This is a genomic window from Lacipirellula sp. (genome assembly GCF_965279485.1).
Lineage (GTDB): Bacteria > Planctomycetota > Planctomycetia > Pirellulales > Lacipirellulaceae > Lacipirellula.
This window is the reverse complement of sequence record NZ_CBDIIC010000002.1, coordinates 1,343,000-1,368,079: the sequence shown is the minus strand read 5'-3', so window position 1 is coordinate 1,368,079 and position 25,080 is coordinate 1,343,000. Positions and strand designations below refer to the sequence as shown.

Annotated in this window: 19 protein-coding genes; 5 read left to right on the top strand and 14 right to left on the bottom strand. The window is 63.4% G+C overall.

What is annotated here, in order from left to right; translation table 11 throughout:
- Positions 1-112: 112 nt before the first annotated feature.
- The 8 genes from rsmA to ACQY7R_RS13090 all read right to left on the bottom strand — a co-directional run bounded on the left by rsmA (position 113) and on the right by ACQY7R_RS13090 (position 9,464).
- On the bottom strand, positions 113-1,021 hold the full coding sequence (rsmA, locus tag ACQY7R_RS13125; protein WP_428306049.1) for a 16S rRNA (adenine(1518)-N(6)/adenine(1519)-N(6))-dimethyltransferase RsmA: 909 nt from the start codon (positions 1,019-1,021) through the stop codon (positions 113-115).
- A 59-nt stretch (positions 1,022-1,080) separates the two neighbouring features.
- The gene (locus ACQY7R_RS13120; RefSeq protein ID WP_428306048.1) at positions 1,081-1,674 is read right to left on the bottom strand and encodes a riboflavin synthase; all 594 of its coding nucleotides are present in this window, start codon (positions 1,672-1,674) and stop codon (positions 1,081-1,083) included.
- A 3-nt stretch (positions 1,675-1,677) separates the two neighbouring features.
- Positions 1,678-2,538: a CDP-diacylglycerol--serine O-phosphatidyltransferase gene (gene pssA / locus ACQY7R_RS13115; protein WP_428306047.1), complete on the bottom strand. Its 861-nt coding sequence runs from the start codon at positions 2,536-2,538 to the stop codon at positions 1,678-1,680.
- Positions 2,539-2,589: 51 nt separating this feature from the next.
- Positions 2,590-3,561, bottom strand: coding sequence for a phosphatidylserine decarboxylase (locus ACQY7R_RS13110; RefSeq protein ID WP_428306046.1), 972 nt, complete (start codon positions 3,559-3,561; stop codon positions 2,590-2,592).
- 4 nt (positions 3,562-3,565) lie between these two features.
- Positions 3,566-5,020 (bottom strand): glucose-6-phosphate dehydrogenase, encoded by a 1,455-nt coding sequence (zwf, locus tag ACQY7R_RS13105; RefSeq protein WP_428306045.1) that lies wholly within the window; start codon positions 5,018-5,020, stop codon positions 3,566-3,568.
- Between the two features lie 208 nt (positions 5,021-5,228).
- Positions 5,229-6,671 (bottom strand): decarboxylating NADP(+)-dependent phosphogluconate dehydrogenase, encoded by a 1,443-nt coding sequence (gene gnd, locus ACQY7R_RS13100; RefSeq protein WP_428306044.1) that lies wholly within the window; start codon positions 6,669-6,671, stop codon positions 5,229-5,231.
- A 260-nt stretch (positions 6,672-6,931) separates the two neighbouring features.
- Positions 6,932-8,731 (bottom strand): M12 family metallo-peptidase, encoded by a 1,800-nt coding sequence (locus tag ACQY7R_RS13095; RefSeq protein ID WP_428306043.1) that lies wholly within the window; start codon positions 8,729-8,731, stop codon positions 6,932-6,934.
- Positions 8,732-8,777: 46 nt separating this feature from the next.
- A complete protein-coding gene (locus ACQY7R_RS13090; RefSeq protein ID WP_428306042.1) occupies positions 8,778-9,464 on the bottom strand; it encodes a transglutaminase family protein in 687 nt (228 codons plus the stop codon).
- An 857-nt stretch (positions 9,465-10,321) separates the two neighbouring features.
- On the opposite strand from ACQY7R_RS13090, the gene rny reads away from it, so the two are divergent.
- From rny to ACQY7R_RS13070, 4 genes are all read left to right on the top strand, one after another.
- Positions 10,322-11,926: a ribonuclease Y gene (gene rny / locus ACQY7R_RS13085; RefSeq protein WP_428306041.1), complete on the top strand. Its 1,605-nt coding sequence runs from the start codon at positions 10,322-10,324 to the stop codon at positions 11,924-11,926.
- Between the two features lie 41 nt (positions 11,927-11,967).
- The gene (locus ACQY7R_RS13080) at positions 11,968-12,786 is read left to right on the top strand and encodes a TIGR00282 family metallophosphoesterase (protein WP_428306040.1); all 819 of its coding nucleotides are present in this window, start codon (positions 11,968-11,970) and stop codon (positions 12,784-12,786) included.
- A 145-nt stretch (positions 12,787-12,931) separates the two neighbouring features.
- Positions 12,932-13,360 carry a DUF2752 domain-containing protein gene (locus ACQY7R_RS13075; protein ID WP_428306039.1) on the top strand — a complete coding sequence of 143 codons (429 nt, stop codon included), beginning with the start codon at positions 12,932-12,934 and terminating at the stop codon, positions 13,358-13,360.
- Between the two features lie 30 nt (positions 13,361-13,390).
- Positions 13,391-14,056: a hypothetical protein gene (locus tag ACQY7R_RS13070; RefSeq protein WP_428306038.1), complete on the top strand. Its 666-nt coding sequence runs from the start codon at positions 13,391-13,393 to the stop codon at positions 14,054-14,056.
- Positions 14,057-14,122: 66 nt separating this feature from the next.
- Here ACQY7R_RS13070 and ACQY7R_RS13065 read toward each other — a convergent pair whose 3' ends face one another.
- Positions 14,123-16,102: a vWA domain-containing protein gene (locus ACQY7R_RS13065; RefSeq protein ID WP_428306037.1), complete on the bottom strand. Its 1,980-nt coding sequence runs from the start codon at positions 16,100-16,102 to the stop codon at positions 14,123-14,125.
- Positions 16,103-16,320: 218 nt separating this feature from the next.
- Between ACQY7R_RS13065 and ACQY7R_RS13060 the strand changes: the two genes are divergently transcribed.
- The gene (locus ACQY7R_RS13060; RefSeq protein ID WP_428306036.1) at positions 16,321-17,283 is read left to right on the top strand and encodes an alpha/beta hydrolase; all 963 of its coding nucleotides are present in this window, start codon (positions 16,321-16,323) and stop codon (positions 17,281-17,283) included.
- Positions 17,284-17,390: 107 nt separating this feature from the next.
- On the opposite strand, the gene ACQY7R_RS13055 is transcribed toward ACQY7R_RS13060, so the two are convergent.
- The 5 genes from ACQY7R_RS13055 to ACQY7R_RS13035 form a co-directional block, all read right to left on the bottom strand.
- Complete coding sequence (locus tag ACQY7R_RS13055) at positions 17,391-17,942, bottom strand: LysM peptidoglycan-binding domain-containing protein (protein ID WP_428306035.1); 552 nt, start codon at positions 17,940-17,942, stop codon at positions 17,391-17,393.
- 301 nt (positions 17,943-18,243) lie between these two features.
- On the bottom strand, positions 18,244-21,723 hold the full coding sequence (gene secD / locus ACQY7R_RS13050; RefSeq protein ID WP_428306034.1) for a protein translocase subunit SecD: 3,480 nt from the start codon (positions 21,721-21,723) through the stop codon (positions 18,244-18,246).
- 142 nt (positions 21,724-21,865) lie between these two features.
- Positions 21,866-22,264, bottom strand: a complete 399-nt coding sequence (gene yajC, locus ACQY7R_RS13045; protein ID WP_428306033.1) for a preprotein translocase subunit YajC — start codon at positions 22,262-22,264, stop codon at positions 21,866-21,868.
- Positions 22,265-22,483: 219 nt separating this feature from the next.
- A complete protein-coding gene (tgt, locus tag ACQY7R_RS13040) occupies positions 22,484-23,608 on the bottom strand; it encodes a tRNA guanosine(34) transglycosylase Tgt (RefSeq protein ID WP_428306032.1) in 1,125 nt (374 codons plus the stop codon).
- A 71-nt stretch (positions 23,609-23,679) separates the two neighbouring features.
- Positions 23,680-25,005 carry a DNA-directed RNA polymerase subunit alpha C-terminal domain-containing protein gene (locus ACQY7R_RS13035; RefSeq protein ID WP_428306031.1) on the bottom strand — a complete coding sequence of 442 codons (1,326 nt, stop codon included), beginning with the start codon at positions 25,003-25,005 and terminating at the stop codon, positions 23,680-23,682.
- Positions 25,006-25,080 lie beyond the last annotated feature (75 nt).

Below are 25,080 nucleotides of genomic sequence, written 5' to 3'. Positions count from 1 at the left end.
GGGGGCTCCTCGCGGCCTGGGGACTGTCTGAATGGGTAAGCCCCGATTTTACTTACCGGCTGCGGCCGCGGGTAGTTCCCTGCAATCCCGTCGAATTCAGCAACCGCCCTGCCTAGCTCATCGTCCAATCAGGCGCCAGCTTGCGGACGAGTTCTGTCAGCTTCAATAGGGTCGGCACGTCGAGCTGCTCAGTCCGCACATCTTCAGCGAACTCCATCTCGGCCATCACCTGATCGACCTGAGCTTTGTTGAACACGCCTTTCATCGCCGCGACGATGTTCGCCCGGAGGAACTTCCGGCGATGCAGGAAGATCGCTTTGGTGAACTGATGGAAGTAGCGGAGATCCGGCACGGCGGCCCGACGCTCGGGATCGATCACCGTCTTCACGATCGCCGAGTCGACCTTCGGCTCCGGCCAGAAGACCGACGGCGGCATGATGCGGACGATCTCAACGGTCGCTTGGCACTGGAACCAGGCGCTCAGCGCGCTGTAATCCTTCGACCACGGCTGGGCCGCCATCCGCTCGCCAAGTTCCTTCTGGATCGTGGCGACCATCGAGTGCGGCGTGAACTCCCATGACAGCAGGTTGCTGAGGATCGGCGTGGCAATGTTGTACGGCAGATTCGCCACCAGCTTGAACCGGCTGCCAGGAATGGCCGCGAGTTGGGCGCCAACCGCTTCGATCACGGCCGGATTGAAGTTGTTCTTGTTGCGGAGCGCGTCGACGTGCAGCATCGTCACGTTCTCGCGGTCGATCAGCATTTCGCTGGCGAGCTCGAACATATGCCCGTCGATTTCCACAGTGACGACGGCCCCGGCGCGATCGGAAATCATCTGCGTGATAGCGCCGGTGCCGGTGCCGACTTCCAGCACGACGTCGCGGGCGTCGAGTTCCGCCGAATCGACGATGAGGCGATGGAGATTGAGATCGATCAGGAAGTTCTGACCATGCCGCGTGGCGGGGCGGATCCCCATTTCGCGGAAGCGGGAAATCAAAAATGACTTAGTTTGACGGCTCATCAGTCGCGGGCGAACAGGCCCAATTCTTTCGTTAAACGTGTTGGCTGGCGGCGTGGCAGCTATGACTTCCACGCGAGTTGTCGTTCGACGTACTTCGCCAGTAGATCTGTTTCGAGGTTAACTTCATCGCCTGGCTTCAGGCGGCCAAGCGTGGTGACGCTCAGCGTGTGCGGAATGAGGGCGACGCTGAACGCGTCCCGCGTCACGTCGACGAGCGTGAGGCTGACGCCGTCGATCGCGACTGATCCCTTCGACGCCATTTGGCGAGTCAGCTCGCCGGGGACGCTGAACCACATCGTCGACCACTGGGAGTCGTCCTCGCGGCGGGCGAGCTTGCCAACGGCGTCGACGTGTCCTGCAACGAGATGGCCGCCGAGTTCGTCGCCCACTCGCAGGGAGGACTCCAGATTCACCGCGGCGCCAGGCTGCAGCTTGCCGAGGTTGGTGCGGCTGAGCGTTTCGGCGCCCGCTTCGAACGCCATGTCGCCGCCATTCAGCTCCACCACCGTCAGGCAGCAACCGTTGATGGCGATGCTGTCGCCGATCTTCGCGGCGGCGGCGATCGCTTCGTCGCGAATCGTTAGCCGCACGCCGGGGCCATCGGGCTCGATGGCACGCACCGTGGCGAGGCTTTGCACAAGGCCGGTGAACATCGCTCAGCCCGCCTTCCGATGGAGCAAGTGGCGGCGACGCCAACTCCAGCGCCAGCCGTGGATCGCCGGCGGCGTCAATGCGTACAGCACGCAGAGCATGGGAATCGCATACTCGCCCACGGTCAGCACGGCCATGATCACGAAGACCATCGCCACGAGTTGCGGAAAGCTCTTCTGCCCGCGGATCATGTGCGTGACGAGATGCGGGTAGCGAATCCGCGACACCATCAGCATCGCGATCGCCAGAGCCACTAGCGGCATGAACCGCTGAAGCCACCAGTCGAACCCTTCAAAGTTGGCGAAGTTCGTTTCGTTCCGCACCTTGTAGGAGAAGATCGCAAAGCTTGCGATCACCGCCGCCGCGGCGGGGGAGGGCAGTCCTTCGAAAGACGAGTGGTCGTCTTCGTCGTCGGTTTCGACGTTGAACCGGGCGAGTCGCATCGCCGTGCAACAGGCGTAGAACGCGGCGATCGTCCAGATGCCCATCGGGTGGATATGCGTGAACTGCGGGCACATTTTCACGAGCAAGATGCCGGGCGCGACGCCGAACGAAACGACGTCGCAGAGGCTATCGAGCTGGGCGCCAAAGTCGCTCGTCACCTTCGCCAAGCGGGCGACTTGGCCGTCGAACATGTCGCACAGCATGGCGATGAAGATCAGCGTGCCGCACAGCATGACGTTGTGCGTCGGATCGGAGCTAAGGAAGAGCTCGCTAGCCGAATCGAGCTTGGGCGACGGCACAGGGACGAACGTATCGCCCGGCTTGGCAATCCGCGAAGCGGCGACGATCGCGAAGAATCCGCACACAAGATTCCCCAGCGTGAACAGCGTGGGGAAAGCGGAGATGGCTCGAATGCGTCGCATAGAAAAATCACCGGGCGAGTTCGCCGCGGAGCATGCCGGCAAGCGGCGGTTTTACTTCAGTCGGGCGAGAATGGTAGCGCCGGCCAGCACCTTCTGGCCCACGACAACGTTCACCGTCACGGCGTCGCGGGGGAGGATGAGTTCGGTCCGCGAGCCTAGCTTGATCATACCAAAGTCTTCGCCCCGCTGGACGGCCTGCCCGGGCCGTAGGGCACAGACGATGCGGCGGGCGAACAGCCCCGAAATCTGCCGGACTGCGTATTTCAGACCGGGGCGGTCGGCGTCTGCGAAGCCGATCCACATGAACTCGTTGCGGATCGCGCTCTCGGGGTTCATTGCGTTGAGGAACTCGCCAGGCTTGTAGTCCATCGCGACGACGCTTGCGGCCCGCGGCGCGCGATTGATGTGGACGTTGAAGATCGACAGGAAGATGCCGATCCGCACGGCGGGGCCATCGAGGAAATCGTAATGGTCGAGCTCCGTCACCTCGGCAATGACGCCGTCGGCGGGCGAGATGACGGCGTCGGCGTCGGTCGGCACATGCCGCCACGGATCGCGGAAGAAGTAGAGGATTTCCGCGAGGATCGCCAGCGGCACGACGGCGGTCCACTTCCACGGCGAGTGGAGCGAACTGATCATCAGCACCGCGACGAACAGCGGCCAACCCATGAGCTGCAGTTCCGCGAGCCCCCAGCGGGCGAACGGCAGATTGCCACGCCAGCGGAACGGATCGTCCTCGGGGGCCCAGTGGGCGGTGCACTGGTTCGAGCAGAACTTCAAATCACGCGGATCGAGCACCTCGTGCGGCGCGCCGGCCAAGCTGCCGCGGCGGAGTTCCGCCATCTTCGCGACGTACTCGCCGCGGAAGGTTTTGAGGAACCAGCGGCGGACATGCCCCCAGGCGAGTTCGATGCTGTAGCAGACGCCGCCGCCCGGCTGCACGCTGCGGATGTTCTCGGGAAGCGGCGGATAGGCGGGATCGGCGTCGATGGCGGGGGCTCCGGAGGCGGGAGTCGAATCCACCAGTTTACGCCAGTACCGGGCAGGTGTCGAACCACTGCCGACCCTGGGCCTCCAGCCACTCGTTGCACTCCACGGGGCCCCAGGCGCCGGGTTCGTAGGTCAGCAGCGGCGGGGCGTCTTGCTCGGCCCAGGCCTTCAGAATGGGGTCGCAAACCTTCCAGGCGGCCTCGACCTCGTCCGCCCGAGCGAACAGGCTGGCGTCGCCCTCGAGGGCGTCGAGCAGCAGCCGTTCGTAAGCCTCGGGCATCGGCCGGCGGAATTCGCGGAGGTAGTTGAAGTCGAGATCGGTCTGCCGCAGCTTCATCCCGGCGTCGGGAACCTTCGTCTGGAAGTGCAGTTGAATCCCTTCCGATGGTTGCACCTGGATGATCAGGCGGTTCGAGCCGCACAGCCCGCTGGCGCCATTGCTGAAGAGCCGTTGCGGCGGTTCGCGGAATTGGATGACGATTTGTGTCGTGCGGCACGACATCGCCTTGCCGCTGCGGAGATAAAACGGCACGCCTTGCCACCGCCAGTTATCGATCGACAGCTTCAGGGCGGCGAACGTCGCCGTCTTGCTGCCGTTAGCGACTTCCGGCGAATCGGCGTAGCCTTGGTACTGCCCGCGAATCGTGTCGGTGGCCACCGCCTCGGGCGAGAGCGACCGCAGGGCATGCAGCACCTTCACCTTCTCGTTGCGAACGGCGTCGGCTTCGTATTTGAACGGCGCTTCCATCGCCGTGATCATCAGCAACTGCAGCAGATGATTCTGAAACATATCGCGCATCACGCCGGCCGTGTCGTAGTAGCCGGCCCGCTTGCCGACGACCACTTCCTCGGCCACGGTGATTTGCACGTGGTCGATGTAATTGCGATTCCAAACCGGCTCGAAGATCGTGTTCGCGAACCGCAGCACGAGCAGGTTTTGCACCGTCTCTTTGCCGAGGTAGTGATCGATGCGATAGACCTGATGCTCGCTGAAGACCGAGTGGACGATCTTGTTCAGCTCCTTCGCGCTCTGCAGGTCGATGCCAAAGGGCTTCTCGATCACGACGCGGCGCGGGCCGTTTGCTTCGTCGGCCAAGCCGCTGCGGCCGAGCTGCTCAACGGCGGGACCATAGAACTGCGGCGCCGTGGCGAGGTAGTAAACCCGCGTGGCCGCGGCGCCCTTCTCGAGTTCGCCGAGGAACTTTCCGAGCGAATCGAAATCGCCTGGCACGCCGATGTCGCCGGCATGGTAGAAGATGTTTGCCGAGAACTCTTCCCAAGTCGCATCGTTGAACTCGTCGCCGGCATACTTCTTGGTGGTCGCCGTCAGTTCCTTGCGCCACTCTTCGTGCGTAAAGGGCGAGCGCGAGAAGCCGATCACCCGCAGGCCGTCCTTCAGTCGCTTCTTGCAATGGAGCTTGTAGAGCGCCGGAATGAGCTTGCGGCTCGTGAGGTCGCCCGAGGCGCCAAAGATGACGAAAGTGGCCTGCATCGTGTCGATCCTTCAACGGGTGGGGGGCTGCGTGCTGAGAACTAGCAGAGGTGATCAATCCGACGCCGCGTGGCACATAAATTGAATCTTTTGGTTCCCTCCCCTTGATGGGGAGGGTTAGGGAGGGGTGATTGAAGCCGTGTACCAGCGTTCCACCCCCTCCCCAGCCCTCCCCTCAAGGGGGAGGGGGCCAGAAGTCGGTAGGGACTTACGCCTGTGGTTCCTTGCGCAACCGCAACCAATCGGCGTGGAACACGCCTTCCTTATCCGTCCGCTGGAACGTGTGCGCCCCGAAGTAATCGCGTTGCGACTGCAGCAGGTTCGCCGGCAAGTTCGCCCGGCGGTAGCCGTCGTAGTACGCCAGCGCCGTCGAGAACGCCGGCGTCGGCAGGCCGAGCAGCGCGGCCGAGGCGATCACATGCCGCCAGGCGTCTTGCGCCTTGTCGACCGCTTCGGTGAAGTACGGCGCGAGCAGCAAGTTCTCCAGATTCGGATCGGCGTCGAACGCTTCCTTGATGCGGTCGAGGAACACCGCCCGAATGATGCAGCCGCCGCGCCACAGCAGGGCGCAGTTGCCAAGATTAAGCGGCCAGCCAAGCTCGTTCGCCGCGGCTTGCAACTGCACGAAGCCCTGGGCGTAGCTGCAGATCTTCGACGCGTACAGGGCGTGGCGAATCTGCTCGATGAACGCCTTCTTGTCGCCCGTATACTTTTGCGACGGGCCCTTCAGCTTCTGACTTGCGCGAACGCGGGCGTCCTTCACGTCGGACAGGCTGCGAGCGAACACCGCTTCGGTCACCAGCGTGCTCGGCACGCCGAGGTCGAGGGCGTGCTGGCTCATCCACTTGCCGGTCCCCTTGGCGCCGGCGCGGTCGAGCACCTTGTCGACCAGGAAACCGTCGCCTTGGTCATCCTTCACGCTGAAGATGTCGCGGGTGATCTCGATCAGGTAGCTATCGAGCTCGCCCTTATTCCACGTGTTGAAGACGTCGTATAGCTCGTCGTTCGTGAGGCCGAGCGCTTCCTTCATCAGGAAGTAGGCTTCGCAGATCAGCTGCATGTCGCCATACTCGATGCCGTTGTGCACCATCTTCACGTAGTGCCCGGCGCCGCGGGGGCCGACCCATTCGCAGCAGGGGATGTCGTTCTTCGGTCCGACCTTGGCGGCGATCGCCTGGAAGATTGGCTTCAAGTGGGGCCACGCCGGTTCGCTGCCGCCGGGCATCATGCTGGGGCCGAGCAGGGCGCCCTCTTCGCCGCCCGAGACGCCGGTGCCCGAATAGAGCAGGCCTTTCTCTTCGACGTACTTCGTGCGGCGCTCGGTGTCCTCGAAGAAGCTGTTGCCGCCGTCGATGAGGATGTCGCCCTTCGACATCAGCGGCAGCAGCGAGTCGATCAACTCGTCGACCGGCTTGCCCGCCTTCACCATCATTAGAATCTTCCGCGGCGACTTGAGCGAGCCGACCAACTCTTCCAACGAATGACAACCGACGAAGTTCTTTCCTTTGGCCCGGCCGTTGATGAAGTCGTCGACCTTTTCGGTCGTCCGATTGAACACCGCCACCGAGTAGCCGCGGCTTTCGATGTTCAGGGCGAGGTTCTCGCCCATAACGGCCAAACCGATGAGCCCGATGTCACATTGCTTCGACATACGCGTCATTCCTTGAGCAGGAGAGTGTTGTATGGTGAGCGCTGGCGGTCGATTGGCCTTTCAAATTTGGCCGACCGAGCAAGCGTGTTTATTCGCAGTAATGGTGTGCGGCGTGTGCGGCAACGGCCGGACCACGCGCCTTTCCGTTGTGCGGAGAAGGCCGAAGTCGAATCGCCAGCGTAGGGGAAGCGGAAGGCCTAAGACCTCCCGGCAAGCCGGATAGAGTTTATCGTTGCCGGCGGGCAATCACAATTGACCGGCTATTTGGGCAAGGCAGCCGGCTGCTGCTGATAGATGGGCAGCGACAGAATGCTCGTTTCGATCCGCCCCAGTTCGGCTTCAAGTCGCTGGTCCCCGACGCCGCCGAAGGCTTCGGTGAACTCCTTCGCCTGCAGCCCTTCCCGCAATCCGTCGATGGGGGGCACGACGGCTGCGGTGGTGAACTTGCGGGCGACGTCGTCGAGCGAGAGGCGGTCGGTGAGCAGCGCGATCGCGAACGAGATGCCTGCGCGATTAGCGGCCATGTCGGCAAAGCTGAAGCCGGAGCCGCCGTTCGAATCGAGCATCTCTTTCACCATCCCTGCACCGCGTGCCGGTTGGCTACCCAACAGCGCCACGAGATGGGCCGACACGACGAAGTGCTTCACTAAATCGGAGCGGCCGTGGATCGAGAGAGGCGGCATTCCCGCGAACGCCGCCTGCCGTGCCGCTCGGCGGGCCTCCGGTTCGATCGCCTCAATGGCGCCGCTCGCCATTGGCAACTTTCGCAGCGAATCGGTCGAATCGAACGCGATGCCGAGCGCCAAGATAAAGGCCCGCGCGGCGTTTTCCTTCCGAACTTGCTTGGCCGCGAGCGCGGCCTGCCGCACGTACAGCTGTAGCAACTCATCGCCCGTCGGCGGCGGCTGGTCTTTCGCCTGCTCGACCATTTTCTTCTTGAGTTCGGCGACGCGGACGATTTGCTGCAAGACCTTTGCCGTGTCTTCGATCATCGGCCGCGCTCCCGCGACTCCCATAATCTGCACATATTGCGCTGCGGCTGGATCATCAGGCAGCGCCGGATTCACCGAGGCGTAGATCTCCTGCATCCGCCGGCGAGTTTCGGGGGAGAGCCCCGTCACGTCGGCGATGTTCTTCTGCCGGAGTTCTTCGGCGAGCATCGACATCAAGAGCGCGTTCGGCGCATCGTACTGTAGTCGGGCGCCGGCGACGCGCTGCACCCCTTGGCCGATCACCGGCCGCATGACGCTCTTCGGCTCGGGGCTATGCGTGGCGCCCAGGTAATGGCCGAGTTCGTGCGCCAGCAGTTCGGTTCGCTCCGGTTCGAGCACGTTGCGCGAGCGTTCCTTCAACAAAATGTGCGTGTGCAGCGGCTGCCGAGTGCCACCGAGGTGGACCCGCCCGCTGGCGATGTCGTACTGGCTGCTGAACGCGATCGCGACGTCGGCCGGCGCCGGTAGCACCTCGCGTTCGAATTCGCCCAGCGTCGTGAAGAAGTCGCGTTGCGAATCGTCCGAATCCCATTCTTCGATGGCAACGACGCGCAACCTCATGCCGCAGGTCGCTTCGAGCGCCGCGGAGACCTTGTCGATCCGCGCGCGGATGATCGGTTCCCAGACGCGGCGATGTCGAACCTCGTCGTCGTCGACGACGATTTTCACTTTGATGACGTCGGAATCGGGAAGCTCTAGCGGAGTCGTCGGCGTCGCGGACCAAGCGGCCGGCGGCGTTTGCCCGAGCTGAATTGGCTGCAGCGTCCGCAGCCCACCCGCAGGGTTCGTCGAAATCGCATAGGCCGAGTTCGGCGCGAGCGCTTGCTCCGGCGTGCGAATGGCGCCCTCGACAACGCTCGCATGCACGCCCGAGGTCGCGACAAGCGAGATACTGTCGCCTGGTTCGATTCTGCGCCGCACGGCGGGCGCATCGTCGAGGCGGGCGTCAACCTCGGCGGGACGATCGGTCCGGTTCGTCAGCACCACGACGTCGGCCCGCGCATCGGAGCACGCCGTGCACCACATGGCGGTGCACAAGAGAATCAGGAGTGAGCTGCGGCGTCTCATCAAATCCATTTTACACCGCGGCGCCGCCAGGGCGACGGCGGGCGAATCAGAGCAATCCCTGCATTTCCTGCATTGCGTACATGTCGCGTTCGCGGCCCGTCGAGGCGAAAACAGCTTGCAGGTTGTTCAGCATCCGGCCGAGCCACTGCCGAGGCGTCGCCCGGGCGAGGTGGTTGCCGCTGCGAGCGAGCTTGCGGCCAGTGGCCTGCAGGATCCGTTCGTAGACTTCCTCTTCGTGCAGTAGCCCGCCGCCGAAGAACGGATCGACGTAAATCGACTGGCCGCTTCCGCTGTCGGTTTCCACCTCGGCGAGAAAGTGCCCAGGGGCGTTTACGCCATGGACAGTCAGCCCGATGCCCTGCGCCACCTGCCGGTAGAGCAGGGTGAGCGTGATCGGCAAGCCGCGGCGCGTCTTCAGCACGTCGCCGAGGTAGCTGTTCGACGGGGCGTAGTAGTCGTCGATGTTGCCGCGGAAATCGAGCAGATCGAACATCACGTCGTGCAGGTGGGCGAGCTTCGCCTCGACGCTGTTCGAACGGACGCGCCGCTCGATCGTCGAGATCATGTTTGCGAGCGTTGCTTCGCCCTCGGCAACGTCGGCATCGGGATGTTCATGCTGCGAGATCGCCCATGCGGCGCGGAACAGACCGTCGGCGGAGTTGATTTCCGACAGCTCGTCGCGAAACGAACGGTAGGCAAGCGTGCGGCAGTAAGCTGGGCGCGACAGGTCCATGCCTACAATCATGCTTGGATTGGCGGACGGGGCAAGAATTCGGCTGGAGGAATCGGCAACTTTGTCGATGGCGCAGAAACGGGCGCGTCGTTCCACCGCGCCGCCGCTCTAAAGTGGTCGCTGTGCGTAGTTTGGAGAGACTTGTACGGCATGGCCTCTGGTTGAAGTCTGCCGCAATTTTGATACGATAGCGGTCTCTCCTCGGCAGGCGTCACGGCGCACAAAACGGTCGTCGTAAAGCTTGGCTAGACGCTGCTTTAAGCGTTAGCTGCGTGGAGGGGATTCACTTTGCGTATTTTTACGCCTCCATCGCTGGCATTGAGTTGCTCGGCGCGGAAAGCGTTGCGGTTTTGAGTTCGTTGAAGAGTCTCGTTTAGACGCTCGCTCGTTAAGTTGTCCTTGGGATTGTGGTGCTGACGTGTTAGGGATTCTGTGGATCATCGCGACGCTGGCGACATGCCTATTGGCTGTTCGCTCGCTGCGCGGCCCGAGTGAGAGCAACGCTCTCGCTCCGATCCGGTCCGGCGCACAGGCACGATGGGTTTGCGGCGACGTTCATCGCAGTGGCCACGGCGGACCTTGGTCCCCGGGGCGGGAGCGGTGGACGGAGCTGGCCGCGGCGCTTGCTCGACCAGCGCCATACCGGCAACGCCCCTAGCTCGATTCCATCAGGCTGCTTAATTTCGCGGGAGCTTCCGTCGTCGACTTGTCGACGGCTCGGGACTTCAACGCGTACTTCTTAGCCGCGACCGTTGCGCACATTCGCGACGGTTGGCCCGCTCGGCGGGTCGACGCTTCTCTGGTCGCCGGCGCTCGCCCTCCAGCGCGCGATTTATAGGGAAGGATACTCGGGACGCATGGCTCATCTCATGGCAATGGCAGTAGCGCTGCCGCTTCCCCCGCTGGCTGATGTCAGCCAAACCGTTCTGATTGTCGCCGTCGGCATTTCAGCGGTGGCGGGGTTTGGCGTCGTCAAATTCCTCGACTACCTGCGTAAGCGCGACGCCGACAAAGAAGCGGCGCAAATCATTGAACGCGCGGAAATCGAGGCCGCAACGCGACGTAAAGAAGCCGCCGTCGAAGCGCGCGAAATGGCGCTTCAAGAAAAGTCGAAGCTGGAAAAGGCCAACGAAGAGATCCGCCGCGAACTCCACGACCGCGAACGGAAGCTCGACAAGTCCGAAGACGCGATCCAGTCGCGCAACGATCAACTCCTCAAGCAGGAGAAAATGGTTGAAAGCAACCAGCGGCGCTTGGCGGAGAAGATGGACGACGCCACCCGCCGGCAGAAGGAGCTCGACGATCTGCTCGACCTCGAACGGCAGACGATGCACCAACTCAGCGGCCTGAGCCGCGAGGAAGCGGAATCGCGGCTGCTTGGACGCCTTGAAAAAGAGCTGATGAAGGAGCAGGGCGCCATGATCTTGCGTTACGAACGCGAGGCCGTGGAAAAGACCCAAGCCAAAGCGAAGGAGATGCTGATCACCGCCGTGCAGCGGTTCGCCGCCGCTCACACCGCCGAGTCGACCACGAGTACGGTCGATATCCCCAACGACGAAATGAAGGGCCGCATCATCGGCCGCGAAGGCCGGAACATTCGCGCCCTGGAAAAGGCGACCGGCGTCGATGTCATCATCGACGACACGCCTGGCGTCGTCATCGTCAGTGCGTTCGACCCCGTCCGCCGCGAAATCGCTCGCATCGCGCTCAACAAGCTGATCGCCGACGGTCGTATTCACCCTTCGCGGATCGAGGAGCTCGTCGCCGAAACGGAGAAGGAAGTCGAAGGCGAGATTCGCCGCCACGGTGAAGAGGCGATGCAGGAGGCCCAGGTCTTCGGCATTCACCCAAAGGTGGTCGAACTGCTCGGCCGGCTCCGTTACCGCACCAGCTATAGCCAGAACGTATTGCGGCACTCGATCGAAGTTTCGTTCATTACCGGCATGTTGGCCGAAGAGATGGGCCTCGATGGCGAACTCGCTCGCCGCGCGGGCTTGCTGCACGACATCGGCAAAGCGGCCGACCACGACTTAGAGGGCGGCCACCCGAAGATCGGCGCCGATCTGCTCAAGCGTTTCGGCGAAGGCCCGGAAGTCGTCCATGCCGCGCTCGGCCACCACGACGACATCCGCCCCGACATGCCGTACACGGTGCTGTGCGCCGCCGCCGACGCATGCAGCGCGTCGCGGCCAGGCGCCCGTCGCGAGACGCTTGATCGCTACATCAAGCGGATGCAGGAACTTGAATCGATCGCGACGAGCTTTGCCGGCGTGCACCAAGCGTTTGCGATTCAAGCCGGCCGCGAAGTGCGGGTCATTGCCAGCTCGCGCGACACGACGGACGAGTCCGCGGCGAAGGTTTGCCGCGACATCGCCCGCGCGTTCGAAGAACAGTTGACGTACCCCGGCGAAATCAAAGTCACGCTCATCCGCGAGACCCGCATCATCGAAACGGCCCGCTAGACGTTGCCGCTGTTGTTCGACGCCATTCAGGTGGGCCTTTCATGCGATTGCTGTTCATTGGCGACATTGTCGGGCGGCCAGGCCGCGACATCGTCCGGCGCGGCGTGCCAGGGCTGATCGTTGATCGCCAACTTGACCTGGTGATTGCGAACGCCGAGAACGCCGCCGGCGGATCGGGGCTCACGCCCGAGATCTATAAGGAACTGGTCGCGGCCGGCGTCGACGCCGTCACGCTCGGCGACCACATCTATCGCCGCCGCGAGATCTTTCCGATCTTGCAGCGCGAAGAGAACATCGTCCGTCCCGCGAATTTGCCCGACGAAGCGATCGGCCGCACCTGGGCGACGGTGAAGGCTCGCAACGGCTCGCTGGTCGGCGTCGTTAGCCTGATGGGGCAGCTCTACATGAAGCCGATCGACAGCCCGTTCACGGCCGCCGACCGCGTGCTGGCGGAAATGCCGTCCGACGTGAAGGTTCGCTTCGTCGACTTCCACGCGGAAGCGACCGGCGAAGCGCAACTGTTAGGACGGTTTCTCGATGGACGCGTATCCGCCGTACTCGGAACGCATACGCATGTGCCGACGGCGGACGAGACGGTGTTTCCAGGCGGCACGGCGTTCCAATGCGACGTCGGCATGACCGGTCCGTTTGATAGCGTCATCGGTCGGCGAATCGATCGCGTGTTGGAAACGCGTTTAACGGCCAACCCGACGGCGTTCGACGTCGCGACGGGCGATGTGCGGCTTTCCGGCTCGATCGTTACGATCGACGACGAATCAGGAAAAGCGACCGCCATCGAACGGATCTGCGTTCGCGAGGAGGAATTGCCTGCTCTCGAAGCCGCCGCCAAACGGAGCTAGCACCCAGCGGCGCCGCACTTCTTACTCTGAACTCTGAGCCCCAGCGCCTGAATCCTCCTGTTCCCAACTAACCTTGTCGCGCGGCGGACCCTTCGCTACCCTCCGCGTCGTTTGTAGCGGGCGTTCCGCCTGCGGCGGTGATTTGGTGAACAAACGAAGGCTCTTCTCGCTTCGATTGCGACTCGCACTCGCGGGAATTAGCCTCGTCGGCGCCATGCTGTTGTTCACGGCATGGCGATTGGCGCCAGATCCTCGCGGCTACGGAACGCACGAGCAACTCGGACTCGCCCCCTGCGCCTTTTACGCTTGGACGGGGTGGAAGTGCCCGAGTTGCGGCATGACGACGGCGTGGGCTCACGCAATGCACGGCGACTTGCCGAACGCATTGCACGCTAACGCCGGTGGAACGCTCCTGTGCGGATTCGCCGCCGTGACGACCGTGTGGGCCGCGGCTTCGGCCGTCATGGGAACTTGGTTTATCGTACGACCGTCGCCTCGTTGGCTGCTAGGGATTGGCAGCGTGGGGTTGATGATCACCATACTCGACTGGGTGCGCCGCCTTGCGGCCGACTAGTCGAGGCTTCGAATAAAGAAGGAAAGAAGCATGGATCGTGCTTTCCGACTAATCAGCGGCTGGGCGATGCTCGCCTGCATCGGCCTGGGATGCGTCGCGTCGACCGGATGCATTTCGATGCTGATGGCCACCGGCATCTACATGTGGAACGGCGGCAACACGGTCGAAGCCGAGTGCGACAAGCTGGAAAAGGAGCGGGTCGTCGTCCTTTGTCGCCCGCCCGCCTCGCATGAGTTCCGCAACGCCGGCGCTGCACGTTCGATCGGCTCGACCGTGAGCGGCCTCATCGCGGAGCACGTGAAGGGCGCCGAAATGGTCTCGCCCAAGGAAGTCGACAACTGGGTCGACGAGCAAGATTGGGAAAACTTCAAAGACCTCGGACGCGCAGTCAAGGCGACGCGCATCGTCTATATCGAACTCGATGACTTTGAACTCTACAAAGGCAAAACCCTCTATCAGGGTCGCGCGGAGATCACGGTCAGCGTTTACGACATGGAAGACCGCGAACGCCTCGTTTTCGAGCGTCAGTTGGGACAAGTCCTCTTCCCCCGCAACAGCGGCATTCCCTCCTCGGACAAGCCGGTCCAGCAATTCGAACGTCAGTTCGTCGACGTGATCTCGGTTCAGATCGCCGAGCACTTCTACCGGCACACGGCGAACGCCGACTACGCTCTCGACTCGGTCGCCAATCACTAAGACGCTTCTAGCCCCGCGCTCCGCCGGGGGGTGGCTCGCCATTCAGCAGGGCCTCGCCCCTCCCACTCACAGCGGCGGCGGGTCGCGCCGCGGCGGACCTTGCGGCTCCGGCCGCGGCGGTCGCGGGGGATTGTTGTTCGGCGGTTCGACCGGCGGCAGCGGGGTGAACGCCTCCTCCCAACGCCATCCTAGCGGCGTCGACAACTCCCGCTCGGCGAGCGCCGCCCACGGCGTGCCGGGATGATCCGTCGTGACGCGCGTCAGATACTCGTTGGCTTTCGCAGCGAGTTTTTCAAGCGAGGTATTGGCAAACGCCTTGTCGGGACGCAGCACCCAGGTGTTGTTCCGTTCGTCCTTGAACGACTTTCCCTGCTTCACTTCGGCGAGCAGCACGTTGTAGCCGTCAGTCCGCGTTTTGACCGCTAGCGCGCGGCCAAGGGCCAAATCGTACCCCGCCTGCCAACGCGGCTCCTCGAGCTTCGCACGGTCCGTTTCGCCGGCGAGCAATATTTGGCAAATTGCATCGAGCTTCGGCTGCAAAATCGCCGCCGAGCGTTGGGCCAATGAAAGCGCTTGTGCGAGTTCCGCTTCATCGCGCTTGGGGAACCGCAGCCGTACGTTCTCCATCGGCGAGGTCCACGACATTTGCGCGGCTTGAATCAGGGCGCTGCGCGCTCGGTTCGTTTGCAATAGTCGCGAGTACTCCTGCGCCGGCACGTAGTCGGGCTGGTAGCGCCGCATTGCGTCGGCGTCGAAGAACATCGCGATATGCGCCGAAAGGTTGCTCGTTTCGTCGCCGCTCACTCGACGGCCGACGACGCGGTTCGGATGCGACGTGAAGTAGAGTCCGCCCGTTTCGTAGCAGAGTCGCGTCAACGCGTACGGGCCGAAGCCGGAATCGAGGAGTTCCTCGTCGTTCCCCTGATCGGCGAAGCGGAGCCGTAGCGCTTCGGGCATCAACGACTCCGGCCCCAACGACACCGGCACCCACTGCGGCCGTTGATCGAACTTAGGGTCGGGATCGATGTACTTCACGTACGCCGTGTCGCGCCCAAACGGCGCCGGCCGACCGACGACGTACACCGGCATCGCATACTTGCGGCAGACGCTTACCGTGTCGTCGACGAGCGGAACGTCGTCGCCGGCTTCGTCGGTGAAGACGACGATCATGACATGCCGTTTGCCATTCTTCGCGGAACGGTACGTGCGAAACTTCTCCGCCACCATCCCCACAGCGCGGAAGACGTTTTCCTGCCCTGTTTCGTCGTCTTGGATTTTATCGACCGCCGCGCTGATCTCCTCCATGCGGTCCGTCGGCTCTTTCGTCAACATCGTCGGTTCGGCCCCGAAGCCGACGACGGCCGTGAGCAATGGTTTGTCTTGATGGCGTCGGAAGGCCGGATTGTCGGCGGCGTCGATCACCCCCAGCTCTTCGTAAATGCGCTGAAAGCGTTTGATGACGCGTTTGCGTTCCTCGCGCAGACTGCCCGATTGGTCGAACATCCAGACGACCATCGTCGGGCGTTGCTCCAGCGAGGTAAGAATCTCGTGCGTGAGGCGATCGATGGCGCCCTCCGCTCCGCTCGAACCAACGCTGCCGGCGCCTTGTACGGAGACGCTGTTCAAAAATTGCGGCCCCTGCGAAATCTCCGTGCCGAGCTCCACCGCTACGCGGTCGCCCGTGTCGGCGAGCAAGTCGGCCTGTTCCATCACCACCGACTGTTCGCTGAAGCTGACTCCCGATGCCAACGCCCCGTCGAAGCCGCCGCTCCCCATGGCGCCGATCGCCGGACTCGGGACGTCGCTGGAGGCAAACTCTTCCGATAGCGGAACCGGTTCAGGGATGTCGAAGCTTTCGAGCGCCAAGTCGACCGGCGCCTGCACGATGGGGATCGCCAGCGACGCGACGGTCATCGCCGTCAGCGCCGCAGCATGGACGATCAAACTCGTGGCCCACGCCGCCGAATCACCCCGAATGAAGCGCGTCGATCGAGGAATATCGACGTCGCCATCGGCCAACGGCGGAGCGATAAGATTGCCGGCCATGGGCGAACTCGAAAGAGAAGGGCGTGAATACTTCCATTTTGCCTGTTGGGAGGCGATCCGGCAAGAAAAGTCGCCTACCCCGGCCGTGGCGGCGGGAGGTTCTCGACTTTCGTGAAACAGAGCAGGCGGCGCGTTATCATGGACGGCTCCGCCAGCGTTGCTTGTCGCCGGTTCCATGCGGTGATGAACGCTCGCGGATTCAGCCGTTGGAATGAACTATGAAATCGCCGGTCCGTCGTCACTTTTGGGTTTTCGCGTTCGCGCTCACGGCCGTTGCGGCGGCGCCGGTCGCCGCACAGCCAGCCCGGCCAAAGGTTCCCGACCCGGTGGAGGTCACGCTGCCGACCAAGGACGGCGTCCAGCTGCGGGCGACGTACTACGCCAGTTCTGCAGGACAGCAGGCGGTGCCTGTGGTCATGCTGCACGACTTCAACGAGACGCGGGCCGTTTTCGACCCGCTCGCACGGCGGCTGCAAAATCCACCCGTCTCCGAGAATCCGGCGGCGCCGCGAGTCGCTTCGCGGGCCGTGTTGACGGTCGATTTGCGCGGTCACGGTGGCAGCAAAATCGCCCAATCGACGAGCGGAGCGGCGCAGGAACTCGAGTCTAACCGCTTCCAGCAGCAAGACTTCCGCGCGATGGTCGACCTCGACATGGAGGCAGTCCGCGCGTTTCTCGTGAGGGAGAACGACGCAGGCAAGCTGAACCTGAACGCGCTCGGCATCGTCGGCAGCGGGATGGGCGCCAACGTCGCGGTGATCTGGGCTGCCAAGGATTGGTCGGCGCCGCCGCTGCCCGTTCGTAAGCAAGGCCAAGACGTGAAGGCTCTCGTCTTGCTGTCGCCGCATTGGAACTTTAACGGACTGCTGCTCCGCGATGCGCTAAAATTCCCGCCGATCCAGCGGCAGCTCTCGGTTTTGATCGCCTACGGTGCGGAGGACAAGGCGATCGCGAAAGACTGCCAGAACATGATCAACATCTTCAGCAAGTACCACCCCGAGCCGGCGGCGGATCGCGTCGAGCAGCTGAAAGACTTTTTCGTCTACGCACCCGAGACGAAGCTGCAGGGGACGAAATTGCTGACGAGCGACGCCTTCGGCATTGGTCCGAAGATTGTCAGCTTCTTGGAAACGCGATTGGGCAGCCAACCGTTCCCCTACTCGATTCGCAAGCACCCCTGAGAGTCTCTAGCCCCGGGCTCCGCCCGGGGGTCGGTTTCCTTCGCGCTGAGCGTTGCGGCACCCGGGCGGAGCCCGAGGCGAGGCATGCCGCACGAACGCGACGCGTTCTAGTGGGCCTGCGCCGTCGCCGCGGTTTCAGAATTGGCTGGGATCGCCAACTCCGCTCCGATGGGCAGGAGATGGGGATTCTCCAGCACCTCGCGGTTGAGGTCGAACAGCTCGAGCGCTCGCGCTTCGTCGCCGAGGTAGCGTTTCGCCAGGCTTTCGAGCGAATCGCCGGCATGGACGACGTGCGTCCGTTCCGTCGGGACCGTTTCGATCTCTGGTAGTGGCGCGAGCGCGAAGGGCAGGGGAGCAACGCCGTCGGCAACCGGCGGCTTTGCCGTCGTGTGGAGCTGCGGCGCCTGCAGGCTCACCGATGCGAAAGGATTTTGCTCGGGCGGGGCGGCCAGTTCAGCCAACGCGGCCGGCGATACGTCGGTGGGCGACGCGGCCATGAGATCTTTCGACGGCGCGGCGGTCGCATTCGGAGCGACGGTTGCCGGAGACGCTGCCGGCACGACGTTCGTCGGGCGATCGCGTCTCCAGGGCCAAGCAAGGCAAACGCCCACGCCGAGAACAGCGCAGGCCGCGATCAGTTTGGGTGTGCGCGGGACCACAGCGAGCCGCCTCTGGGAGAGAGGGTAGACGACGAACCGCCCGGCGGCGCCGGCCAGTTCCCCTCTAAGATTCCCATCGGCGTTGCGTGCTAGCAGCCATCAGTGACGGATCGCCAAATGACGCAGAGCCGCGCGATGCAACGCCGGATGACGCCGGCTAGGCAAAGCCTAACGCTCCCGCTCTGAATGTTGTGACGTCCCGCTCCTAGCCCCGGGCTCCGCCCGGGGGTGACGCAACGCATGGCAACGCTTAGCGAGATGGAAACCGACCCCCGGGCGGAGCCCGGGGCTAGAAAACGCTTTAGCTCTTCGTTGGGGTGCTCGGCGCCGGGCCGCTTTCGAACCGCTCCGCCAGCCACAGCAGCACCGGATTGGCGATGAAGATCGTGCTGTAGCAGCCGGCGATGAAGCCGACGAGCAATGCAAAGGCGAAGGCATGGATGCCGTCGCCGCCGAAGATGTACAGCACGACGACGCTCGTCAGGGTGGTGAACGACGTCAGAATCGTCCGCGCCAACGTCTGGTTGACCGAGAGGTTGATGATCTCCTTCGTCAGTCGCGGGCTCTTTCCCTTCACTTCGCGGATCCGGTCGAAAATAACGATCGTATCGTTGAGCGAGTAACCAATGATCGTCAGGAACGCGGCGACGAGCACCAGGTTGATCTGGAACTTGTCGACCAGGAACATCGACGCCACGCCCTCGGCGCCGTTGACGAAGTACGCCGACAGGGCGACGAAGCCGAGCGTCACGAGCACGTCGTGAAGCAGCGCGATCACCGCGGCGATGCCGTAGATCACGCCGTGGAACCGGAACCAGACGTAGGCGATGATGCCGACTAGGCAGAGGATCATCGCCGCGGCCGCCGAGGTGGCCATCTGGCCGGCGACGCGGCCGCCGATCTTGCTGGAGAGCGGGAAGATCGGCTTCGCGTTGGTTTCGGTCGCGATCTGATCGAAGATCGCCTGAGCTTCCGCCGGCGGCAGGGCGATGGAGACTTGCCATTCTTCCATCGCGCGGTTGCTGCCCTGGCGATAGTCTTCGTTGGTGATTTCGTACGCTACTTCGCCCTTGCCAGCTTTCTTCAGGGCGTCGCCGATCATCTGATCGAGCGTGTCGTGGCTTACGCCCGAGGCGTCGCCATCTTTGTCGGCGGCGAACTTGAGCTTCGCGGTGGCGCCGCCGGCATAGGGATTTGCTTCCGCATTGGCGGCCGCAGGTTCCGCGGGCGTCGCGGGAGTCGTCGTCGCTGCCGGAGTTTCCGCAGCAGGCGCCGGCGGCTCGGTTGCTGCGGGCGTTTCGGCGGCTGGTTCCGCAGCGGGCGTTTCCGCCGCCGGAGCAGCTTCCTCGGCGGGCTTCGCTGCTTCAGCGGCTTCGCCTTCCGGCGCCGCGGTCACCGATTCATTTTCGGCGGGCGGCGTCGCTTCTTCGGTTTCCGCCGGTTGCAGCAGCGTGATGTACGACAGCGGCGAGGCGAAGCCCAGGCCGCTCACCACGTCGAGCGACTTCACAGCCGGCAGCAGCGAAGTCTGCTCGGCCGGGGCAAATTCCTTCACCTCTTCGACGTTGACCTGGTACTTCTTCAGCTTGTCGCCGAACGCTTCCTTCAGAATGTTTTCGACCTCGACGACATCGTCGTTGATCGTCGTCACGGTATAGCGGGTGTCGTCGTCGCCCATCTCGACGAGCGAGAGATTCTCTTCGCCGAGCGGAGTCCCTTGCAGCGTTTCGTAGACCTCGGCGTAAGGCGTCGGCTTGTCGTCTTCGAACACGATCGTCACCGAGCTGCCGCCGGTGAAGTCGATGTCGAACAGGTCTTGGCCGCGCTTGGCGACGGCGAACAAGCCGATGCCGATGACCACCAGCGAGGCGATGATGCTCGGCAGGCGCCAGCCGACGAAGTCGAAATTCGTTTCGCCAATGAATTCCCGCATGCTCATGTTCTTGAGCCAGCCGCGGCGTTCGGCGACGTCGAACACGATGCGAGTGAGGAACACCGCCGTGAAGACGCTCATCACGATGCCGAGCACGAGCGTGACGCCGAAGCCCTTCACGCTGTCAGGAGCGATTTTGTAAATGACGACGCCGGTGATCAGGTTCGTCACGTTCGAGTCAATGATCGTGATGCTCGCCCGGTCGAAACCGTTGCGAATCGCCATCCGCAGCGCGGTCCCCTTCTTGAGCTCATCGCGGATGCGTTCGTAAATGAGCACGTTTGCGTCGAGCGACATACCGACGGTGAGCACCAAACCAGCGAGACCAGGCAGGGTGAAGGCCGCCTTGATGAGCACCATGCTGCCCAAGATCAGCAGCATGTTCGCCGCGAGGCCGAGCCACGAAATGAAGCCCGCCTTCTTGTAGTAAATGACCATGAAGATCGCGACGAGCACGAGCGAGATGAGCAGGGAGTTCTTGCCCTTCTCGATCGTCAGCTGGCCGAGCGTCGGGCTGATCTGAGCGCGGCTGATCGGCACCTTGTTGAGCGCGGCAGGCAAGCTGCCGGCGTTGAGAATGCCAACCAGGAAGTCGACTTCGCCCTGGTCGTCGAGGCCTTCGATGATGCCGCGATCGGAAATGACGGCGTTCAGATTCGGGGCCGAGAGCAGTCGGTTATCGAGCAAAATGCCCAACTGGTACTTCGCTCCCGACGGCGCCGGTTGATGGGCGCGGGTCAGGCGTTCGAACCGACGAGCCCCTTGGCTGTTGAACGTAAACGAAACCGCTGGACGCCCCGATTGATCGATGTCGCCCGCGGCGCTCCGCAAGTACTCGCCCGTCACGTCCCAACCGTCGTTCGTCATGACGAGAACTTGCGGCACCTTCGAGGTCGTCCGCACGACCAGCGCGCGACTTGCTTGTTCCGGCGTGCCGAACTGCTTCTCGTCGAACTCGATCCAGCGGGCGACTTCCTTGCCGTCGACGCGGACGATGTTCTGATTAGCCGGCAGACGCTCGGCCAGATCGATGATCGCCCGGTGCTGATCGAACTGCCGCGAGGCCGTGATCCGGAACTCAAGCACGCCCGCCGTGTAGATGCGGCGTTCGATCGCTTCCAGCTCGGCCTTCTCGGCCTTCGGAATGATGATTTCGATTTGGTCGTCGCCGAACCGCTTGATCGAGACTTCCTTCGTGCCAGCCGGATCGACGCGCTCGATAAGCGCCTTGATCAGCGCGGCCATCGTGTCGCTGCGGCTCAGGTTGCCATACGACTGGCCGTCAGTGGCGGCCTTCTTCTCTTCGGCGACTTCCTCGGCGCCTTCGCCTTCAAGTTCCGCATCGTCGAGTTCCGTGTCGTCGACGGCGACGTCCTTCTCGCCCTCCGTAGCAGCAGCGTCGTCGGTCTTCGCCGCCGGCTCTGGGGCGGCCCCTTCGCGCTTCTCGACTTCGTAAATCAGCGTGATGCCGCCACTCAGATCGGGACCGAGCTTGATCTCGCCAAGGGCGACGATGACGCCCGCTGCGGCCAGCACGCCGATTGCGACCGCAAACTTCCAGGCGTAGTCGGGCATGCGCAGCGACTTCGCCAGCATGTTACCGATGAGGATCGGCACGACGAACAACGCGATAATGATCGCGATGTTACGGACGGCGATCATGTTCACGCCGCCTTCGACGGGGGCGTCGGCAGGGGCCGCGGCCGTCGCCGGCGTGCCGCTCGGCGCCGCTTGCGCGAAGCAGGGCGAGGCGAGCCACGTCGATGCGAGAACGACAGTCGCGGCGAGCAGACCGCGAAACGCCTTCATGGCGGGCGACGAGCGGCGGACGAGAGACTCGAATTCCATGGCCTAAAACCTGTCTATAACTTGCTCAGGTGACGTTCGCCGGGCGGGCAACCTTGCCGGGCAGGCGACGCATGCGTTGAGTTGTGATGATTTGTGTTGTTAGGAGGCGAGTCCGCAGACCCGGCACATTGCTCTCGCGAGATTAGGCTGACTTCTCTTCATCCGTCAGGACGCGGGCGATCGCCGAGGCGCCGACGCGAATCTTGGCGCCAGTCGACTCGTCGACGCGAATCGTCACGATCGCGCCGTCGGGATTGCGTTGGACGTTGGTGACGATCCCGTGGATGCCGCCGATGGTCACCACGCGATCTGTTTCTTTCAGGCTGTCGAGCAGCGACTTGAACTGCTGATCCTTCGCCTTCTGCGGACGCAGAATCACGAAGTAGAACAGCACCATGATCAGCGATATGGGGACGAGCAGGCTGCCAAACGGCGAGGCAGACTGCTCCGCAGCGGCGCCATCGGCGGCCGGCGCTTTCGGCGCCTCAGCCGTTGCGGCCGTTTCAGCCTGTGCGAGTAATCCCCACGACGTAAATTCCATCACTTGCACCCAATTCGCCGCGCGCGGCCGGAGCCGCAAAAGAAGACGGAGGCAGGCGCAGCCGCTGATGGCCGCGGAACCCTAGACACCAAGATGACTTGCGCCGTAGAAAACCGCCGCCGGCGGATTGGCCGAGATCGCCGCGAAGCGCCTAGCGACCCTGCTGGCCAGCCTGCAAGCGAGCCATCATAAGTCTTGGCGGCGCAACGAACAAGGGCGTCAACCCGCCTCATTCCAACCCCTCATCCGCTCCTCCCGGAAGGGGGCAAACGAGTCCGCTGCGATCGCCTCCCGGGCGCGGGTCATCAGGCGTTGGTAGTAGGTGAGATTATGGATCGAGGCCAGAATCGGCCCCAGCATTTCGCCCGCCTGGAACAGGTGCCGGATGTACCCGCGGCTGTGTTGGCAGGCAGGGCAGGGGCAGTCGGCGTCAATTGGCTGGCGGTCGCGTTCGTGGGAGGCGTTCCGCAGCCGCACGGGGCCCCGATCGGTGAAGACCAGGGCATTTCGCCCGTTACGGGTCGGCATGACGCAGTCGAACATGTCGATCCCGCGGGCGACCCCCTCGATAAGATCCTGCGGCCGGCCGACCCCCATCAGGTAGCGCGGGCGATCGGCGGGGAGTTCGGGGACGACCACGTCGAGGGCGGCGTACATCTCGGCCGGCGGCTCGCCGACGCTCAGGCCGCCGACGGCGTAGCCCTGGAAGTCCATTGCCACCAGTTCCTGGGCGCACCGGCGGCGAAGGCCCGGATCGAGGCCCCCTTGGACAATCGCCAGCAGCATCTGGTCGCTGCGTTTCGCGGCCTTGCGGCAACGCTCGGCCCAGCGGACGCTCCGCCAGGTCGCCTCCTCAACCACCGACGCCTCGTTCGGCAAGGCCACCACATGGTCGAACGCCATGATGAAATCGGCGCCGAGGGCTTCCTGGATCGCGATCGAGCGCTCCGGCGAGAGTTGGATCTTCGAGCCGTCGATGTGCGAGCGGAATTCGACTCCCTCTTCGCTCAGCTTGATTCGATCGGCGAGGCTGAAGACCTGGAACCCGCCGCTGTCGGTGAGGATCGGCCCCTGCCAGCCGGTGAAGGCGTGCAGGTCGCCGAGCGCTGCGACGGTTTCCTCGCCCGGGCGAAGCGCGAGGTGGTAGGTGTTCGCGAGGATGATCTGGGCGCCGGTCTCACGGACGCGGTGGATGTCGACGCCTTTCACCGTGCCGAGCGTACCGACCGGCATAAACGTCGGCAATTCCACCGTGCCGCGCGGGGTGTGCAGGCGGCCGAGTCGCGCCGCCGTCTGGGCGTCGGCGTGGAGGAGTTCGTAGCGAAATGGCGATGAATTGGTCATGAAATGAATAACCCCCGGCTTGAAGAGCCGGGGGCTAAGCGTTGGTTTTTAAATTGTCGCTTCGCGCGAGATCAGTCGCCGCGGAGCTTCAGGCTGTTCGCGGTGAGCTTTTCGCGAACTTCGTTGAGGCTCGTCACGCCGAAGTTCTTGCACTCCAGCAGATCGTCGCCGGTGCGGCGAACCAGTTCGCCGATCGTCGTGAGGCCCAAGCGGACCATGCACTTGCGAGCACGAACCGACAGGTTGAGGTCGGCGATCGGGCGATCGAGCAGGGCCCGTTCGTCGTCGCTCATCGGATTGGCTTCGTAAACGGGCTCTTCCTGCCACTTCGTCGAAGCGAATTGGCCGAGTTCCAGGCCCTTCGACGACAGCATTTCGCGAATCTCGACGAGCGAGGTTTCGCCAAAGTTCTTGCTGGAGAGCAGCTCTTGCTCGGTCGTCTCGGTGAGATCGCCGAGGGTCATGATCCCCATCTTCTGCAGGCAGTTGCGGCTGCGGACGGAGAGTTCGAAATCGGTGACCGGCACGCTGAGGATTTGCGACAAGCGATCCTGACGACGGCGGGCTTCCTCGTCGTAGTACATGTCGCGCGAGGCGTCGGCGTCCTTGAAGTAGAGCCGAGCCCGTTCGTGGCCGGGGAAAATGTCGAGGATCCGCAGATAGCACTGCTTGGCCCGTTCGAAGTGTTCGATGTCTTCGTACAGCAGGCCGAGGTTGAGCAGCGTGCCGACGTTGGTCGGAAACTGCTTGGCGGCCCGCTCGTAAAGCTGACGAGCGTAGTCGTCGTTGCCGTGGCGATCGTTCTCAAGGGCGAGGCCGAACAAAACGCCCGCGTGGGTCGAATCGGAGTCGATGGCCCGTTCGAGCAACGCGATCACTTCGCCGCGATTATCGCCCATGGCGGCGACGGCAGCCGAACGCTGGTAGAGATATTCGGCGGTTTGCTCGACGGCGCCTGAGAGGCCGTCGAGAACCTTCAACGCGCCGGCGGGGTCGCCGTTGTAGCGCATCGCCTCGGCCTTGGCGAGGTTGACGTCGTCTTTGTTGTAGCCGGCCCGCTCAGCCGATTCGTAAGCCTTCAGGGCGTCGGCGTACTTGTCGAGCGCGAGGTAAGCCTTGCCCAGGTAAAAGTGCGTCAGCGCGCCGCCGTCGGCGCTGGTGAGCGTTTGGATCGCGTCGGTGTAGCGGCCGATCAGGAACTGGCAGACGCCCAGGCGGGCGGAGGCGGCGGGGGTGCGGCCGCTCTGCTGAGCCAATTCGTTGGTCGCGTCGCGCAGAGTGCGGAAGTTGTTGTAGTCGCTCGAGATAGCCTGGGAGATCTGCTTGATCTCGTTCGGTCCGAACGTGCTATTGGAAATGACAGTTTGACGCAGGTCGAATTCCAAAACTGGCGACATCTTCGAATCTCTCTCCGTGTGAGTCAGGCATGCTTGCCCGACGGATCTCCGCTCCGGGCGGTGCGTAGGCCGGCA

Coding starts and splice junctions, on each gene's coding strand:
- ACQY7R_RS13060 (WP_428306036.1), top strand. CDS start 16,321: ATGAAATCGCCGGTCCGTCGTCACTTTTGGGTTTTCGCGTTCGCGCTC.
- rsmA (WP_428306049.1), bottom strand. CDS start 1,021: ATGAGCCGTCAAACTAAGTCATTTTTGATTTCCCGCTTCCGCGAAATG.
- ACQY7R_RS13095 (WP_428306043.1), bottom strand. CDS start 8,731: ATGAGACGCCGCAGCTCACTCCTGATTCTCTTGTGCACCGCCATGTGG.
- yajC (WP_428306033.1), bottom strand. CDS start 22,264: ATGGAATTTACGTCGTGGGGATTACTCGCACAGGCTGAAACGGCCGCA.
- ACQY7R_RS13080 (WP_428306040.1), top strand. CDS start 11,968: ATGCGATTGCTGTTCATTGGCGACATTGTCGGGCGGCCAGGCCGCGAC.
- ACQY7R_RS13065 (WP_428306037.1), bottom strand. CDS start 16,102: ATGGCCGGCAATCTTATCGCTCCGCCGTTGGCCGATGGCGACGTCGAT.
- secD (WP_428306034.1), bottom strand. CDS start 21,723: ATGGAATTCGAGTCTCTCGTCCGCCGCTCGTCGCCCGCCATGAAGGCG.
- ACQY7R_RS13070 (WP_428306038.1), top strand. CDS start 13,391: ATGGATCGTGCTTTCCGACTAATCAGCGGCTGGGCGATGCTCGCCTGC.
- gnd (WP_428306044.1), bottom strand. CDS start 6,671: ATGTCGAAGCAATGTGACATCGGGCTCATCGGTTTGGCCGTTATGGGC.
- tgt (WP_428306032.1), bottom strand. CDS start 23,608: ATGACCAATTCATCGCCATTTCGCTACGAACTCCTCCACGCCGACGCC.
- ACQY7R_RS13090 (WP_428306042.1), bottom strand. CDS start 9,464: ATGGACCTGTCGCGCCCAGCTTACTGCCGCACGCTTGCCTACCGTTCG.
- pssA (WP_428306047.1), bottom strand. CDS start 2,538: ATGCGACGCATTCGAGCCATCTCCGCTTTCCCCACGCTGTTCACGCTG.
- rny (WP_428306041.1), top strand. CDS start 10,322: ATGGCTCATCTCATGGCAATGGCAGTAGCGCTGCCGCTTCCCCCGCTG.
- ACQY7R_RS13120 (WP_428306048.1), bottom strand. CDS start 1,674: ATGTTCACCGGCCTTGTGCAAAGCCTCGCCACGGTGCGTGCCATCGAG.
- zwf (WP_428306045.1), bottom strand. CDS start 5,020: ATGCAGGCCACTTTCGTCATCTTTGGCGCCTCGGGCGACCTCACGAGC.
- ACQY7R_RS13035 (WP_428306031.1), bottom strand. CDS start 25,005: ATGTCGCCAGTTTTGGAATTCGACCTGCGTCAAACTGTCATTTCCAAT.